The organism is Rhizobium hidalgonense (genome assembly GCF_002914525.1).
In the GTDB taxonomy this organism is placed as follows: Bacteria; Pseudomonadota; Alphaproteobacteria; order Rhizobiales; family Rhizobiaceae; genus Rhizobium; species Rhizobium hidalgonense.
The window spans coordinates 174,372-191,082 of the sequence record NZ_LODW01000070.1; the positions used below are offsets into that span (position 1 = coordinate 174,372).

The window sequence follows — 16,711 nt, forward strand, 5'->3', positions numbered from 1 at the left end:
GAGCTTGGTTTTGGCCGGAGCGCCGTGAGTTCGTCCAGACAAACGGCCCTCTAACACTTTGAATATACGCATCATTCTTTGAGAAAATCGATTCAATATTCGGGCCGATGTGCTAGCGACGAAGTGCGTTCAGAAGCGGCAATGAGGGCTCTCCGTCCGGCTGCATGCCGATGCGCGACTGCACCGCTGATATTGCCGCCTTCGAACCCGAGCCGAAATTGCCGTCGACCTCGCCATTGTAGTAGCCGAGCGTTTTCAGACGAGTCTGCAGCTCGAATTTCTCGGTGATGTCGAGGGCGCCATCCGGGCGCGGCCAGCGCTGCTGCATGCCGCCGTAGCCGGCGATCTGATCGGCAAGCAGGCCGACTGCAAGTGCATAACTGTCCGACGCATTGTAGTTCTTGATGGTGAAGAAGTTGGCGGTCATCAGGAAACCCGGGCCACTGGACCCGGCTGGCATCTTCAGCACGGCCTTGGTACCGCTCTCGCGGAAGGCTTTGCCATTCGGGCGGGTCAGGCCAAGGGCTGCCCATTGGGCGAGGGTATGGGTCTTGCCGACCTGCTTGGCTGCTGCAGCGGGAACGACAACCTCGTAGCCCCAGGTCTTGCCGGTATCCCAGCCGTTCTTCATCAGGAGATTGGCCGAGGTCGCCAGCGCATCGGGCACCGAGTTCCAGATGTCGCGATGGCCGTTGCCGTCGGCATCGACGGCATAAAGCAGGTAGCTTGTCGGAATGAACTGGGTGTGGCCCATGGCGCCGGCCCAGGAGCCGGTCATCTCGCGTGCCGGCACGTCGCCGTTCTGCAGGATTTTCAGCGCGGCGACCAGCTGCTTCTTGGCGAACTTGGCGCGGCTCGGATCGGCATAGCCAAGCGTTGCCAGCGCGCGCGGCACGTAGTGCAGCCGGTCATCCTTGTCGAGGATCGCTCCGTAATTCGATTCCATCGACCAGATGGCGAGCAGAATGGTCTTGTCGACGCCGAATCGCTGCTCGATTGCAGCGAGCGTCCTTGCGTGCTTGACGGCCATCTCGCGGCCGATCTTCACTGTATAGGGATTGACGCGCGAATCGACGTAGTCCCAGATCTTCGAGGTGAATTCCGGCTGATAGGCCGCTTTTTCGAGCACGGTGGGATCGGGCTCGGTCACCCCGGAAAAGGCCTTTTGATAGGTTGCCTTACTGATGCCACTCTGAGCGGCTGTTTGGTAAAAATCCGCGATCCATTTCTGGAACCGGGAATCAGCTCTCGCGTTGTCGGGGACCAGTCCAACCTGGACGGCGACAACGAGGGCGAGAGCAAGACCACGAAGGGAGTTTTTGTGATTCTGGGTCATCGACAGTCGTATCCGTCATCTTCAGTTTTTGGGACAGCGAGGCATCATGTCCGCGCCAGAACCAAGACTACAGGAACGGAGTCAACAAATTCTTTACCATGGTGATCGGCTGCGGTCACCATTGCAAAACAGTAGCAATTCTATACTAGTTAAGGGTAAAAAGCCCTATTTCCAAAGCGATATGTCGAAGCAGGAGGCCGGTGTGGCTCAACACAACAAAGTTCGTAAAGCAGTATTTCCGGTGGCCGGGTTGGGGACGCGGTTCCTGCCGGCAACAAAGGCTGTTCCGAAGGAAATGTTGACCGTCGTCGACAAGCCGATCATTCAATATGTCGTCGATGAGGCGATCGAAGCAGGGATCGAACATCTGGTCTTCGTCACCGGACGCAACAAGCACGTCATCGAAGATTATTTCGATATTCATTTCGAGCTGGAGCAGACACTGCGCGAGCGAGCCAAGAAGGCTGAGATCACCCTTCTCGCCCAGCAGCTGCCGAAGGCCGGTACAGTGAGCTTCACCCGCCAGCAGGAGCCGCTCGGCCTCGGTCATGCTGTCTGGTGCGCGCGCGAGATCGTCGGCGACGAGCCCTTCGCACTGCTGCTGCCGGATATGATCATGAAGGGCGACAAGGGCTGCATGAAGGGCATGATCGACCTTTACGGCCAGAGCGGCGGTAATATCATCGCCGTCGAGGAATGTGCGCCCGACCAAGCGCATAAATACGGCATCGTCGGCGTCGGCGAGGCGATCGGCGAGGGTTTCCGCATCACCGGCATGGTGGAAAAACCCGCCAAGGGGACGGCGCCTTCCAATTTCTTCATCAACGGCCGCTACATCCTGCAGCCGGAGATTTTCGGGATTCTCGAAACCCAGGAACGCGGCGCCGGCAACGAGATCCAGCTCACCGACGGCATGCTGAAGCTGCTGAAAGAGCAGGATTTCGCTGGGTATCACTTCCGCGGCACGACCTATGACTGCGGCGCCAAGGACGGCTTCATTCTGGCGAATGTCGCCTACGCCCTTGAACGCGCCGATATCCGCCCGACCGTTGAAGGCGGCTTCAAGGAATTGCTTGCCAGCCTGAGGTAAGATTTCCAAAAAGCATGCAATGACAGATCGCCGCGTATCCTCCCGGATGCGCGGCGATCTAGCGTTTCAGCTTGAGGCCGACACCGGCGCGGAATTGCTGCGAGTCGTCGCCGTCCTTGCGGGTGGTCAGCTCGTAGCCGAGCGTGCTGGTCAGATCGAGATAACGGTTGATATTCCAGGTCAGGCCGGTCGCCGCGGTATAAACGAGTTCGTCGTTGATGGTGCTGTCAGTCTGATAATCGCGCCATATGACGCCGCCGATCATCGTGCCCACCAGATTGTCGCGCAGCTGGTGGGTGACCGTCGTCGTCAGCGCGTGCGAGACGTAGCCGCTCTCACCCGCCGTGGTCGAGGGCTGGATGCTTGTCTGCAGGTCGAAATTGACGTCGGTGCCGCGGATCGGCGACCAGAGCAGGCTTGCATCGAGGGTAGCGGTGTCGATCGACGACAGCCGGCTGTCTTCGAAATCCGCCATCGCGTAGCCGACGCCGACTTCACCCTTCAGCTTTTCGCCGAGATCGACCTCGACGCCGGCCTTGGCGCCATAGCTATGGCCGGAGCGCTCGTAACCGGCGGAGTCGCGCGTTTCGTCATAGAGGGTACGGCCGATCGTGGCTTCGATGAAGGGGATGAGCGCGGGGGACAGCTCGTAGCCGACGCGGCCGCGCAGCGTGCCCGTCGTCTGGTCGCGGTCGCTCAAGGTCACGGTCGTGCCGTTCGAAAGCGTGGCGTCGGAATAGATCGAGCGGCTCAGCGCCAGTGCCGTCGTGCCGCGCAGGATGCCGAAATCGTGTTGGACGGAGGCGCCGGCGGTAAATTCCTGTACATCGGACTGCTGGGTGGCGTCGGCAATGGCGTCGGGATCGTCCGTATCTTCCCGGTAGAAATTGTAACCGGCGGTGAGGTGCGCGACCGTATCGTTGGAAAGATCCAGCCTGAGGTCGCCGTTGATCTTCAGGGACGGCTGCTCTTCGCCCTCGCCGCTGATATTCTTCTGCCAGGCGCCTTCCGAGGTGACCGTCAGCTGGTGCCGGCCCCAGTCGGAGGTGAGCGTCGCGGCTGTATCGGTTTCGAGAAAGGCGCGATGCTCGCTGGTATCGCCGTCCTTGGTGGTCTCGGTATTGATGCTCTGGGTCACGCTCGGGCGGAGCACGAAGGTGCCGATCGGAATGCCCGGCGTTTCCGCCGTCGAGGCGCTTTCAGCAGCCCTGCGGCGCGGCAGCGCCTCGTCGATCGGCGCTTCCCGGGTGTTCAGCCGGCGGATGTCGTCATCGAGGATGGAGCCGGTAATGTCGTCGCCGGATTGCGCGTCCGCTATGGCAGGCCGTTGGGCATCGTCCGCATTCGCGGTCGTGCCGTTTGCCGTGGGAACGGCGGGGTCGTCCGTCTCGGCGTCGAAAGCGGCTGGATTGTTCGTCGTGCGATTGTCCTGGGACGCGGCAGAGCGGCCGTCTGCCGTCGTTGCCGGCTGCGAAACGGACTGAGCGAAGGCTGCCGTCTGGCCGAGAAGCAAGCAACTGAGCGCAGCAAAAGAGACGGCACGGCTCATGGCGCGGAGCGGCGTCACACTGCTCGTCTGTTTTGGTTGGCCCATGCAATTCGCGCCTGACATGCTTTCGGTTCTTACCCAAAGGTAAAGCCTCGTGGTTAATCATTCGTTGCCGACGACGGGCGCCATTCACATTTCGGAAAGAGTGCGGGGTGGACTTGGAAAGTGAAAAGGTCTAACGCATTTTCATGAACAGAAGAGCGATAAACCTCGTCGAAAACAGCGTGCTCGAATCGGCAAAACGCACGATAGAGATCGAAAGACGCGGTCTTGAAGCGCTCGAACAGGCCTTCGATAATGGATTGGCCGGTCCCTTCACCCGCGCTGTCGAAGTCATAGGCGACATCACTGGGCGTGTCATCGTCACCGGAGTCGGTAAAAGCGGGCACATCGGCGTTAAGATTGCCGCAACCCTTGCTTCAACGGGCACGCCCGCATTCTTCGTGCATGCGGCCGAGGCTAATCACGGCGATCTCGGCATGATCGGCCAAGGTGATGCAATCATCGCCGTTTCCTGGAGCGGGCAGGCGCAAGAACTGAAGGCGATCCTCTCCTATTCGAGGCGCTTTTCCATTCCCCTGATCGCTATTACCTATGCTGAGGAATCGAGCCTCGGCCTAGCTGCCGATATCGTATTGAAGCTGCCAAAGGAAACGGAAGCTTGCCCGCACGGCTTGGCGCCTACAACCTCGGCTATTATGCAGCTTGCGATCGGCGACGCGCTGGCAGTGGCGCTGCTCGAAGCGCGGGGCTTTTCCGCCACCGATTTCCACGTCTTCCATCCCGGTGGAAAACTCGGCGCGAGCCTGATGCATGTCGCCGATATCATGCATACCGGTGAGAAGCTGCCGCTCGTTGCCAAGGGCACACCGATGCCGGAGGCGGTCACGGTGCTGTCGCGCAAACATTTCGGCTGCGTCGGCGTGCTCGATGAGGATGGGCGGCTCTGCGGTATCGTCACCGAAGGCGATATGGCGCGCAATCTGTCGCGCAATCTTGCCGTGCTTGCCGTCGACGACATCATGACCAAGACGCCGAAGACGGTGAAGCCGACGGTGCTGGCGACCGCCGCGCTGGCGCTACTTAACCAGCATCACATCGGCGCGCTGATCGTCATCGACGACGACAACAGGCCGGTCGGGCTGGTGCATTTCCACGATCTGCTGCGGATCGGCGTCGCCTGATCAGAGTCATTTGATCAGACGGGCTCGACTGTCAGGTCGCGGCCGTTGCTCGACACCACCTTCACCTGGGTTCCCGCCGGCAGGTCGGGTCCCATCACCTGCCATAGCGTATCGTCGAGGCGGATGCGGCCGCGGCCCTCGCGGATCGGCTCGTGCAGCGTCGCCGTGCGGCCGACGAGGCTCGCACCGCGCTGATTGAGGAAGGGCTCGTCGGTCGTCGAATTGCGCAGCGTCAGCCGGCGACCGGCGAAGGTCGTGGCGACGGCGAGCAGCGCAAAAAGGATCGCCTGCAATTCCCAGACCCAGAAGGCGCTGTCCCAGAAGATGAGTGACAGCGCTCCGACAATCAGGGCGGCAAGGCCGATCCAGACCAGGAAGAAGCCGGGCACGATCATTTCGGCGGCGAGCAACACCAAGCCTGCGACCCACCAGCTCCACGGACCGAGTTCGGCAACGATCTTCGCCAGCATGGCTTACCGCTCCGGATCAGGGTTGAAGGGGTTGGGGTTCGGCGGATTGATCGGCGGCGTCGTCCGGACCGGGGCGGGGCGGGGACGCGGTGGCAGCGGCGGAGAGGTTGGACCGTTGCCGGCATCGCCGAACACTTCGCGGGCAATGGCGCCGATGCCGCCGAGCGAGCTCAGGATGGAAGAGGCTTCCATCGGCATCAGCACGATCTTGGAATTGGATGCCGAACCGATCGAGGTCAGTGCCTCGGTGTATTTCTGGGCGACGAAATAGTTGATCGCCTGAATGTCGCCGGCGGCAATCGCTTCGGAAACCATCTTCGTCGCCTTGGCTTCGGCCTCGGCCAGGCGCTCGCGGGCTTCGGCATTGCGGAAGGCGGCCTCGCGCTGGCCTTCGGCCTGCAGGATGGCGGATTGCTTGGCGCCTTCGGCCCTGAGAATCTGCGCGTTGCGCGAGCCTTCGGCCTCCAGCACCTGGGCGCGTTTCTCGCGCTCGGCCTTCATCTGCCGGGCCATCGCATCGACGAGATCGCGCGGCGGCTGGATGTCCTTGATTTCGACGCGGGTGACCTTGATGCCCCAGGGCTGCACGGCTTCGTCAACGACGCGCAGCAGCCGGTCGTTGATCGCATCGCGGTTGGAGAGCAGTTCGTCGAGATCCATCGAGCCCATGACCGAGCGGATATTGGTCATGGTCAGATTGAGGATGGCGTTTTCGAGGTTGGCAACCTGATAGGCGGATTGGGCGGCGTTCAACACCTGATAGAAGGCGACGGCATCGGCCGAAACCGAGGCATTGTCCTTGGTGATCACCTCCTGGGTGGGGACGTTCAGCACCTGCTCCATCACGTTCAACCGGGCGCCGACGCGCTCGATGAAGGGGGTGATGAGATTAAGGCCAGGCTCCAGCGTGCGGGTATAACGGCCGAAGCGCTCGATCGTATAGCGATAGCCCTGCGGCACGGTCTTGATGCCGGCAAAGAGCACCAGGATGACGAAGATAACCAGCACGATTACGACAATGTCGAAGCCGCCGAACAGCATGAAAAACCCCTCCCAACGGCGCATGCGCCTATACACTGATGTGGTGAGTTAGCATGTTATTGGCGAGGAAGAAATGACCTCCGGATGCACAACCTCCAAGTGAATGAATGGTTGGGTGTCCGTAGGATTTTTCGGGAGACCCGGTGGGCGCCGTTTCCGGGAAGGGCCCTCAGATCCAGCCCTGCAATTCGCGGCGAACGACCTTTTCCAGCACCTTCATGCCGTCCTCGCCGTCGTTGAGGCAGGGGATATGGGCGAACTTCTCGCCGCCATTCTCGTGGAAGGAATGGGCCGCCTGTTCGGCGATCTCTTCCAGCGTTTCCAGACAGTCGGAGACGAAACCGGGATTGATGACGGCAATGCGCTTGATGCCGTTCTTGGCGAGGCTTTCCACCGTCTTGTCGGTGTAGGGCTGCAGCCATTCCTCGGGCCCGAAGCGGGACTGGAAGGTGACCATGAAGTTTTCCTTGGTGAGCCCCAGCCGCTCGCGCAGCAGCCGGCCGGTCTTCTGGCACTGACAGTAGTAGGGATCGCCCTGCTTGAAGTACGACATCGGAATGCCGTGGAAGGAGGCGAGCAGCATTTCCGGCTGCCAGTCGAGCGTCGCAAGATGCTTCTCGACGGACTTTGCGAGAGCCTCGATATAGGCCTCGTCGTCATGATAGTCGGGTACGGTGCGTAGCGCCGGCTGCCAGCGCATCGAGAGCAGCTTCTGGAAGGCCTTGTCGTTGACGGTGGCGGTCGTTGCTGCCGCATATTGCGGATAGAGCGGGAAGAGAACGATACGATCGCAGCCCTCTTGCTTCAGCGCCTCGATGCGCGAGGCGATCGACGGCGTGCCGTAGCGCATTGCCCAGTCGACCTTGACGTGATCAAGATCGCTCAGGCGTTCGGCCATCCGCTCCGACTGGTTGCGGGTGTAGGTGCGGAGGTAACTCTCGTTCTTCTCCTTGTTCCAGATCAGCTCGTAGGCCTTGCCGACCTTCTGTGGGCGGGTGTTGAGCACGATGCCGAACAGGATCGGATACCACTTCCACGGCGACCATTCGATGACGCGGCGATCGGTCAGGAATTCCCGGAGATAGCGGCGCATCGACGTGTAGTCGGTGCCATCGGGCGTGCCGAGATTGACCAGCAGGACGCCGACCTTGCCTGACTTGACGGCCGGATGGTCTGCCGGGCGAAGTGAAATATCTGCTGTCATTCTGGCCCCAACGCTCTTCTGTCTCGTCGGCTCATACGCAGCTTGGAGATCGTGGTTCACCCTATAGAAAGAAAAGCCGGCCCGGGAAAGCCCGGACCGGCGAGTGGCATCGGGACAAATCGTCTTACTTGGCGGGGACCTCGATCTCCTTGCCGACCGTCAGGTGACGCGGGTTCGGGCTGCCGTTGGCCTCCGAAAGCTTCCGCCATAACGTGCCGTCGCCATAGAAGGTCACGGCGAGATCCCAGAAGGTGTCGCCAGCGGCGATGACGTGGGTGGAAGGCGTCGTTGCGGCAGGGGCGGAAGCTGCCGGCGCCGGTGTCGGCTCCGCAGCAGGCGCGGGTGCTGCCGGCGAGGCCGGGGCAGGGGCAGGCTCGGCGGCCGGTGCGGGAGCGGCTGGTGCCGCAGGAGCGGGAGCAACTTCGCTTGTCGGTGCGCGTGCTGACGGCGCAGGAGCAGCCGGTTCGGCAGCGGGCGCCTGTGCTACGGTTGCACCGATTTCTGTGACGCGGCCATCGGTATAGGGCTTGTAGGGCGAATGGGCGGCCAGATATCCGGCGGTCACATCGGCAAGATCCGGGCCGAAGTCATAGGCGTTCTGGCCTTCCTTGAAGATCGAGTAGCCGTCGCCGCCTGAGCGCATGAAGTTGTTGGTGGCGATCTTATAGCTCTTGGCCGGAGCGATCGGAACGAAGTTGTCGCCATCCTTCACTTGGACATCGGTCACGCGGCTGCCGACAGGCTTGGACTGATCGAAGGAAAATTTGAGGCCGGCGACCTGCGGGAAGCGGCCGGCGCCCTGGTCGATCTGGCTGACGCCGTTTTCGAGCGCCTTGACGATATCGGCACCGGTCAGCTCGAACGTTGCGAGCGTGTTCTGGAAAGGCAGGACGGTGATGACCTCGCCCTGGGTGACCTCGCCGCCGTCGATCGAGGCGCGCAGGCCGCCGCCGTTCTGGACGGCGATGGTAACGCCCTGGTTCTTGGTGCGATCGAGCATCGCGTCGGCCACCAAATTGCCCATCGAACATTCCTTGACGCGGCAGACCTTGCGGTCGCCCTCGATCGGGGTTTCGGAGCTGCCGATGACCTTCTTGCGCAGTTCCTCGATCGGTTTAGCCAGTTCGGCGATGCGGGCAATGACAGCCGGATCGGGCGTGAAGGTGGAATCGATCAGGATGGGATCGCCCTTGGCATCCTTGACGACGCCGTTATCGTCGAAATTGACGGTGAGATCGCCGAGATATTTGCTGTAGGAGGCGGCCTGGACGACCGGCACCTTGTAGCCGCCCGGATTGTCGACCATCGTCGGGTAAGGGCCTTCAGCTTTCGGATCGGTGTTGGAGAGCAGGCTATGGGAGTGGCCGCCGACGACGACATCGACGTCCGGAATCTTGGCGATCAGAGCGAGATCGCGGGGATAACCGACATGGGTGAGCGCGATGATCTTGTTGACGCCCTGGCCCTTCAGATCCTGAACGGCTGACGTAATCGTCTGGACGTCATCAGCGATCGTGACGTTCGGGCCGGGGGAGGAAAGTTCTGCCGTATCGTTGGTCACGGCGCCAACGATGCCGATCTTCTGGCCGCCAACATTCAGCACCAGCGACGGCTTGATGCGGTCGCCGAGCTTGGAGGCGGCCGTTGCCTTGACGTTTGCCGTCACGACGGGGAATTGCACCTTGTCGAGGAAAGTCGCAAGCCCGTCCTCGCTGTCGTCGAATTCATGGTTGCCGACGGTCATGGCGTCGAACTTCATCAGGTTCAGGAATTCGGCTTCGGCGGCGCCCTTGTAGGTCGTGTAGAACAGCGAGCCCTGGAAATTGTCGCCGGCATTCAGCAGGAGAACGTTCTTGCCGGATAGCGCCTGACGGCGCTGGTCGATCGCGGTCTTCAGGCGGGCAGCACCGCCGAAGCATTCATTCTTGCCTTCCTCTTCGGCCGAGCAGGTGGAGTCGAACTTGTTGATCGATTCGATGCGCGAATGGAAATCGTTGATATGAAGAATATTGAGTTCGTAATCCGCAAAGGCGGCGCCCGCGCTCAGCGCCAGCATGGACGCGGTCAAAAGACCGAAGCTGAAAGACTTCGTCATCCCTGTTCTCCTGATTGAGGCGAAAGATCCCCCTGATCCTCGCCGATCCCTAACGTGGTGTCAGGCGGTTTCCCGCGTGCCGATGTTTCAACAAACGACGCATAGTCGCAAGAGGGAAGCTGGGTTTGCTGCTGCGCTTTCCAAGAGCCCGCAATACAAAAAGCTCCCGAGTGGGAGCTTTTGCAGGGCCATATTGAAGCATTACAAACGACGTGTAAGCGTGAACTGCGAATTCGCTGCAGTCGTACAATTCAGCTGGCTCGTGCCGCTCATGGCGCAATTAACCAGGGAAGTCGTCCGCTTAACATTCGAGTAAAGGTTTATCTGAATGATCCCGTCGGGGGTTGTTGTATATGTTCCCGACGCCATCTGCGTGTTCGTTCCGTCGCTGGTGCGGGTTACGAATTGTCCATTGGTGAAGGCGGAGGTCAAGCCGTTGGCATCCGTCCATTCGCCTTCAACAGAATTTGTTGCAGGCGGCGCGACCGCGATCGGTCGCTGTTGCGGTCCTGATGAAACGCAAGCGGCAAGAGTGGCCGCTGCACCGACAAGAACAAGAGCAGTTCTGATTTTCATAAGGCTTCTCCCGGCGAATCGGCGCGGCGGACACCCGCCAAGTTCGCGCAAAACATGGCGCGCGCCCGCCGCGAAGGCAAGCCTTGGAGGGGCGACGAGCGGCATTTAGACAGCCGGCGTTACAAAAATGCCCGCCTTACGGCGGGCATCTTCAGGGTTGCGCCAGCGATCTTAGCGAACAAGAATGTTCTTGAACTGCCATGGATCCTTGGTGTCGATCTCTTCCGGGAAGAGGCCCGGGCGGCCGTCGAGTGGGGTCCATTCGGTGTAATGTCCCTCGACCGGGCCGAGATAGGGCATCTGCACTTCGAGGCAGCGCTTGTAATCGATTTCGTCGGCCTCGACGATGCCGGCAGTCGGGTTTTCCAGCGCCCAGACCATGCCGGCGAGAACGGCTGATGTGACCTGCAGGCCGGTGGCGTTCTGGTAGGGTGCGATGCGGCGCGTTTCTTCGAGCGACAGGCGCGAGCCATACCAATAGGCATTCTTTTCATGGCCGTAGAGCAGGACGCCGAGTTCGTCGATGCCGTCCTCCAACTCGTCCTCGTCGAGAACGTGATGGACCGGCTGGGCAGTACCGCCATTGCCGAACATTTCATGCAGCGACAGCACGGCGTCGTTGGCCGGATGGTAAGCATAATGGCAGGTCGGGCGGAAGGTCACTTCGCCGTCCTTGTCGCGAACGGTGAAGAAATCGGCGATCGAGATCGACTCGTTGTGGGTGACGAGGAAGCCATATTGCGGGCCGGGCGTCGGGCACCAGGTGCGCACGCGGGTGTTGGCGCCCGGCTGCTCCAGGTAGATTGCCGCCTTGTTGCCTTTCTTGTGCTTCTTGGCGTTCTTCGGCATCCACTCTTCATGGGTGCCCCAGCCGAGTTCGGCCGGCTGCAGGCCTTCGGAGATGAAGCCTTCGACGGACCAGGTATTCCAGAAGACGTTGAGCGGCTTCGGATGCTTCGTGCGCTGGGTGTCGCGCTCGGCGATGTGGACGCCCTTGACGCCGAGCTTCTTCATCAGCTTGGCCCAGCCTTCGCGATCGTGCTGGTCCGGTTCCTCGAACTTCAGGCCGGTGTCGTTGGCAAGGTTGACGAGTGCCTGCTTGACGAACCAGGAGACCATGCCCGGATTGGCGCCGCAGGTGGAAACGGCAGTAGCGCCGCCTGGGTTCTTCGCCTTTTCCTTGCGCACGGTTTCGCGCAGCGCATAGTTGGTGCGGTCGGCATTGCTCATGCCTTTGTCGAAATAGAAGCCGAGCCAGGGTTCGACGACGGTGTCGACGTAGAGTACGTCATGCTTGCGGCAGAGCTTGATAATGTCGAGCGAGGAGGTGTCGACCGAGAGGTTGACGCAGAAGCCCTGGCCCTCGCCTTCCGTCAGCAGCGGCTTCAGCAGTTCCTTGTAATTTTCCTTGGTGACATATTCCTTGATGTGGCGAACGCCGTGCTTCTTCAGGATCTCCATGTCGGAGGGCTCTTCACGCGGGTCGATGACGACCATCCGGCTCTTGTCGAATTTGAAATGGCGCTCGATCAGGGGCAGGGTGCCGCGGCCGATGGAGCCAAAGCCGATCATCACGATCGGACCGGTGATTTCGGCATATACCGGATAGTTCTGTTCCGTCATTCTTTTCTCCTGTGGAAGAGGACGAAGGCGTAGAGCCCGAAGAATTCTTTTGAAATTGCCGCAGAAATTGCGAGGTGACCGGCTCTAACCACAAATCGGCGTCACAATAAAGAGTGTTGAGGGGGAAAGCTCAAATATCGGGCGGGCGAGATGGCGGCGAGAATCTGCCCGGCCTGCTGCAAAAATTTCAGCGCTTCAGGATTTCCAGTCCTTCTACCGTCGTCGTCACGGCAAGCTCGGTGATGTGGTAAGCGGCGACGCCGTGGGTGGTGAAGGGATCGGCGGCGACATAGGCCTCGATGGTGGTGCGGTCGCCGATCGCGAAGATCGCGCCGCCGGTGCGCGGCACCTTGCGGCCGGAGGCGAGGAACCAGCCCTTGGCATAACCTTCATTCACCCAGGCCATGTGCGGCTCCATGTGCCGGTCGGCTTCGTCATTGGATTTGAGATAGGTGAGGGAGAGGATGAACATGCTCAGTTCCTGATAAGGTTGGCGCGGATTAGGCCGCGCAGCGAGTTGCCGATATACAGCGCGCCGGCATCGAGATCGGCAAGCGTCAGCCGGCTGACGCGGGCCTTGCGCGCGCAGATGAGCTCGGTGCGCAGCACGCCGGCAAGCAGGCCGCAGGAGATCGGCGGAGTGCGCAGAATGCCGGTTCCGTCATCCAGGAAGATGGAGGTGATTGTGCCCTCGCAGACCTCGCCGCGCTCGTTCAACAGGATAACTTCATCGGCTTGCGCCGAGGAATATTCGGCGCGTGCGGCCTCGTAGACGGCGCGGCGCGTGGTTTTGACGCGCAGCAGCTTATCGGCGGAATCAAGGCGGGTCTCGGCGATGCGCACGGTCCAGGTGGCATCGGGCGCCAGAGGCGCGAAGGCGGCGCTCGTCACCTCGATGCGGCCTTGGGCGTCGAAGGTCAGGCGGATCCGCAGCGGGCCGCGAGCGCCCGCAACGGCTTCGTCCAGTCTCGCCACGGCGTCGATCGGCTGCGGGAAGCCGAGACGGCGGGCGGAGCGGGAAAGCCGGGCGAGATGCAGACGCAGGCGGATAAAACCTTCGCCGGGTTGCCAGCGCAGCGTCTCGATCAGCGAAAAATCGATCATCGTGCGATCCATTGCTCGCCGACGGCGAAGCGGGCCTTGAGCAGGCATTCCTCATATTCGGCCTCGGCGGTGGAATCGAAGACGATGCCGCCGCCGACATTGAAGATTGCCCGGCCGCCGTCAAAAAGCGTGATGGTGCGGATGGCGACGGAAAAGCGCATGGCGCCGGTCGGCGAGATCATGCCGATTGCGCCGCAATAGGCGTCGCGCGGGACATCCTCGAGCGCGTGGAGGATTTCCATTGCCCTGATCTTCGGCGCGCCGGTGATCGAGCCGCAAGGAAAGAGGGCGGCAAAGATGTCGCGGATCGCAAGGCCCGGGCGCAGTCGGGCCTGCACGTGGCTCACCATCTGGTGGACGGTCGGATAGGTCTCGATGTCGAAGAGTTTCGGGACGTCGAGCGTGCCGACCTCGGTGATCCGGGAGATGTCGTTGCGCAGCAGATCCACGATCATGCGGTTTTCGGCCTGCGTTTTGATATCGCTGCGCATGGCCTCGACGATTTCGGCGTCCTCGGCCGGCGTAGCGCCGCGTTTTGCCGTGCCCTTCATCGGATGGGTCTCGATCCAGCCCTCTTCATCGGTGCGGAAGAAGAGTTCGGGTGACCGCGATAGGATGATCGGGCCGCCGAGATCGACAAGTGCGCCGTATTTGACCGGCTGGCGTTCGATCAGCGACCAGAAAGCCGTAAGCGGATCGCCGTTCCAGCTGGCCTCGACTGGCATGGTGAGGTTGGCCTGATAGGCGTCTCCGAGCCGCAGATGATTGTGAAGACGGTCGAAGCGCTCTTTATATATGGGGAAATCCCAGGCGGCTTTGGGAGCTGTGAGGAATTCCTCGTTTTCGAGGCGCTGTTTTGGCTGGGCGAGCGGGTGTGTGTCCGGCTGCGGCGCGTCGAAGATGCCGAAACAGAGCAGCGGCGTTTCGCGGTTTTCGTTAGCGAAGGCCGCGAGTTTTTCCTCGAAGAGATATCCGGCCTCGTAGGCCATATAGCCGGCGAGCCATTTGCCCTCGGCCTGGGCCTGTTCCATTCTGATAAGGCCGGCGAAGAATTCGGCGCGCGTCCGCGCGATGATGATCTCAGCCGGCTCGGCGAAAAACATCACCTGGCCTGATGTGTCGTCGCGGAAGAGGATACAGGGATCAGACATGGTTGCGCCGCATCTTGCTTGGTTATCCGACGCTGGCGACGGCTTTGTTCTCTGCGATGCCGGACGACGTGAAGTTCGTGGTTTCGCGGCGGTTGGCCGAGACCGTAGTAATACCCACCTCCCTCATTCCTGTCCTAGGGCTTGACCCGAGGGATGTCACAGGAATCCAGCCACGGCGCGTCTGCGCCGTGAATGACTTATTTACGATAGGCCCAGAGCCTCCCGTGCCTAAGGACTTGGGCGCGCTGGATTCCTGTGACATCCCTCGGGCAAGGCCCTGAGGCCACAGGAATGAGGGAGAGGGAGCTGCCGTCATGATTCCTCTTGGACGTTGCAGAATGCTGCTGGCGGATCAACAGCCCACCATGAGATTCGCTCTTTCTGGCCTCAATCGAGACTTACGTCCTATCTAACGCTTCCAACTCATCAATCAGCCCTTCGATCATCGACAGGCCCTGGCTCCAGAACGACGGATTGGTGGCGTCGAGGCCGAAAGGTTTCAAAAGCTCCGAGTGATGCTTGGTGCCGCCGGCCTTCAGCAGTTCGAAATACTTTTCCTGGAAGCCCGTTTCGGCCTTCTGGTAGACGGCATAGAGCGAATTCACCAGGCAATCGCCGAAAGCATAGGCGTAGACATAAAAGGGCGAGTGGATGAAGTGGGGGATATAGGCCCAATAGGTCTCGTAGCCTTCAGAAATGTTGATCGCCGGCCCGAGGCTTTCCGACTGGACCGAGAGCCAGAGCTCGCCGATGTCGTCGGCGGTGAGTTCGCCTGCTTTGCGGGCGGTGTGGAGCTTACGCTCGAATTCGTAGAAGGCGATCTGGCGGACGACCGTGTTGATCATGTCCTCGACCTTCTGGGCGAGCATCGCCTTGCGCTCGCGTTTGTCGCTGGTCTTTTCCAGCAGGGCGCGGAAGGTCAGCATCTCGCCGAAGACGGAAGCGGTTTCGGCAAGCGTCAGCGGCGTCTGGCACATCAGCGCCCCTTGCGCGCCGGCGAGAACCTGGTGCACGCCGTGCCCGAGTTCATGGGCAAGCGTCATCACGTCGCGCGGCTTGCCCATATAATTGACGAGCACATAGGGGTGGGCAGACGGAACCGTCGGATGGGCGAAGGCGCCGGGCGCCTTGCCGGGGCGGACCGGGGCATCGATCCATTGTTCGTCGAAGAAGCGCCTTGCGATATCCGCCATCTCGGGGGCGAAATTGCCGTAGGCCGAAAGCACCGTATCCTTGGCCTCAGGCCAGGAGATGACCGCACTGGAGGTTTCCGGCAGGGGCGCGTTGCGGTCCCAGAAATTCATCTGCTCCATGCCGAGCCATTTCGCTTTCATCTTGTAATAGCGATGCGAAAGGCGGGGATAGGCTTCACGGACGGCTGCGGCGAGCGCATCGACGACCTCGCGCTCGACACGGTTAGCCAGATGCCTGGAGTCGGAGATGTCCTCGAAGCCGCGCCAGCGGTCGGAAATATCCTTGTCCTTGGCGAGCGTATTGGTGATCAGGGTGAAGATGCGGATATTCGCCTTGAAGGTTTCGGCAAGCGCCATGGCGGCCTTGCGGCGCACCTCGGGATCTTTCTCCTGCAGCATGTTCAGCGCCACTTCGAGCGGCACTTTTTGGCCGTCGATTTCATAGCGCAGTTCCGCCATGGTTTCGTCGAAGAGGCGATTGAAGGCGGCGGCCGATGTCATCGACTTTTCGAGGAAGAGCTGTTCCAGCCGATCGTCGAGCTGGTAGGGTTTGTCTTTCCGGAGGTCGACCAGCCAGGGGCGATAGTGGCCGGCGGCGGGGTCATGGATCATGCTGGCATCGATCACCGCGTCGTCGATGCGGTTGAGTTCGAGCGCGAAGAACAGCAGGTGCCCGGAAAATTCGGTGATCTTGGTCTGCACGTCGCCGTAGAGCTTACCGTTTGCCGGGTCGGTGGTGTCGGAGAAATAGGTGAGGCCGGCGAAGGAGCCGAGGCGGCCCATGATATCGTCCAGCGCCTCATATTCCTTCAGCGCCGCGCCGATGCCTTCGGCCCCGGACTTGGTTGCCGCCTCGGCGAGTTTGCCCTTCCACTTTTCTTCAAAGGCGATTGCGGCTTTGCCGGCCTTTTCCATGTCGGCAACGAAGGCGGTCGAGGTGGCGGAGGGATAAAGATCCTGCAGCTTCCAGACCGGCAGAGCGCCGAGCGCGGGATCGGCGGCCCCACCCGGCGCTGCTGCCGACAAGAGAAGGCGGGCGTGCGGGAGCTTGATTTTCATGGGCGCAATTCCTCTCCACTTTCATAACAGTCTGTT

Annotated in this window: 14 protein-coding genes; 2 read left to right on the forward strand and 12 right to left on the reverse strand. The window is 61.0% G+C overall.

Annotation, left to right across the window (positions count from 1 at the left end; genetic code table 11):
- Nucleotides 1-112: 112 nt before the first annotated feature.
- On the reverse strand, nucleotides 113-1,336 hold the full coding sequence (locus ATY29_RS23060; RefSeq protein WP_025417037.1) for a lytic murein transglycosylase: 1,224 nt from the start codon (nucleotides 1,334-1,336) through the stop codon (nucleotides 113-115).
- A 202-nt stretch (nucleotides 1,337-1,538) separates the two neighbouring features.
- Here ATY29_RS23060 and galU point away from each other — a divergent pair, with 202 nt between their 5' ends.
- Nucleotides 1,539-2,426, forward strand: a complete 888-nt coding sequence (galU, locus tag ATY29_RS23065; protein ID WP_097533214.1) for a UTP--glucose-1-phosphate uridylyltransferase GalU — start codon at nucleotides 1,539-1,541, stop codon at nucleotides 2,424-2,426.
- A gap of 58 nt (nucleotides 2,427-2,484) precedes the next feature.
- On the opposite strand, the gene ATY29_RS23070 is transcribed toward galU, so the two are convergent.
- On the reverse strand, nucleotides 2,485-4,020 hold the full coding sequence (locus ATY29_RS23070) for an outer membrane beta-barrel protein (RefSeq protein ID WP_097533142.1): 1,536 nt from the start codon (nucleotides 4,018-4,020) through the stop codon (nucleotides 2,485-2,487).
- Nucleotides 4,021-4,163: 143 nt separating this feature from the next.
- Here ATY29_RS23070 and ATY29_RS23075 point away from each other — a divergent pair, with 143 nt between their 5' ends.
- On the forward strand, nucleotides 4,164-5,159 hold the full coding sequence (locus ATY29_RS23075; RefSeq protein WP_025417034.1) for a KpsF/GutQ family sugar-phosphate isomerase: 996 nt from the start codon (nucleotides 4,164-4,166) through the stop codon (nucleotides 5,157-5,159).
- 14 nt (nucleotides 5,160-5,173) lie between these two features.
- On the opposite strand, the gene ATY29_RS23080 is transcribed toward ATY29_RS23075, so the two are convergent.
- The 10 genes from ATY29_RS23080 to ATY29_RS23130 all read right to left on the reverse strand — a co-directional run bounded on the left by ATY29_RS23080 (nucleotide 5,174) and on the right by ATY29_RS23130 (nucleotide 16,675).
- Nucleotides 5,174-5,629 (reverse strand): NfeD family protein, encoded by a 456-nt coding sequence (locus tag ATY29_RS23080; protein WP_003566512.1) that lies wholly within the window; start codon nucleotides 5,627-5,629, stop codon nucleotides 5,174-5,176.
- Nucleotides 5,630-5,632: 3 nt separating this feature from the next.
- Nucleotides 5,633-6,670, reverse strand: coding sequence for an SPFH domain-containing protein (locus ATY29_RS23085; RefSeq protein WP_097533143.1), 1,038 nt, complete (start codon nucleotides 6,668-6,670; stop codon nucleotides 5,633-5,635).
- A 169-nt stretch (nucleotides 6,671-6,839) separates the two neighbouring features.
- Nucleotides 6,840-7,874: a ferrochelatase gene (hemH, locus tag ATY29_RS23090; protein WP_097533144.1), complete on the reverse strand. Its 1,035-nt coding sequence runs from the start codon at nucleotides 7,872-7,874 to the stop codon at nucleotides 6,840-6,842.
- A gap of 124 nt (nucleotides 7,875-7,998) precedes the next feature.
- A complete protein-coding gene (locus ATY29_RS23095) occupies nucleotides 7,999-9,969 on the reverse strand; it encodes a bifunctional metallophosphatase/5'-nucleotidase (protein ID WP_097533145.1) in 1,971 nt (656 codons plus the stop codon).
- 201 nt (nucleotides 9,970-10,170) lie between these two features.
- Complete coding sequence (omp10, locus tag ATY29_RS23100) at nucleotides 10,171-10,545, reverse strand: outer membrane lipoprotein Omp10 (protein ID WP_003566505.1); 375 nt, start codon at nucleotides 10,543-10,545, stop codon at nucleotides 10,171-10,173.
- Between the two features lie 171 nt (nucleotides 10,546-10,716).
- Nucleotides 10,717-12,168, reverse strand: coding sequence for a homospermidine synthase (locus ATY29_RS23105; protein WP_097533146.1), 1,452 nt, complete (start codon nucleotides 12,166-12,168; stop codon nucleotides 10,717-10,719).
- A 187-nt stretch (nucleotides 12,169-12,355) separates the two neighbouring features.
- Nucleotides 12,356-12,640, reverse strand: coding sequence for a YciI family protein (locus ATY29_RS23110; protein ID WP_003566501.1), 285 nt, complete (start codon nucleotides 12,638-12,640; stop codon nucleotides 12,356-12,358).
- Between the two features lie 2 nt (nucleotides 12,641-12,642).
- Entirely contained in the window at nucleotides 12,643-13,272 is a 630-nt protein-coding gene (locus ATY29_RS23115; protein ID WP_003566499.1) for an aminotransferase class IV family protein, read from the reverse strand.
- Entirely contained in the window at nucleotides 13,269-14,423 is a 1,155-nt protein-coding gene (locus ATY29_RS23120) for an aminodeoxychorismate synthase component I (protein WP_003566497.1), read from the reverse strand. Before ATY29_RS23120 ends, ATY29_RS23115 begins: the two co-directional genes overlap by 4 nt.
- Before the next feature lie 398 nt (nucleotides 14,424-14,821).
- Nucleotides 14,822-16,675: a M3 family oligoendopeptidase gene (locus tag ATY29_RS23130; protein WP_097533147.1), complete on the reverse strand. Its 1,854-nt coding sequence runs from the start codon at nucleotides 16,673-16,675 to the stop codon at nucleotides 14,822-14,824.
- Nucleotides 16,676-16,711: the final 36 nt, after the last annotated feature.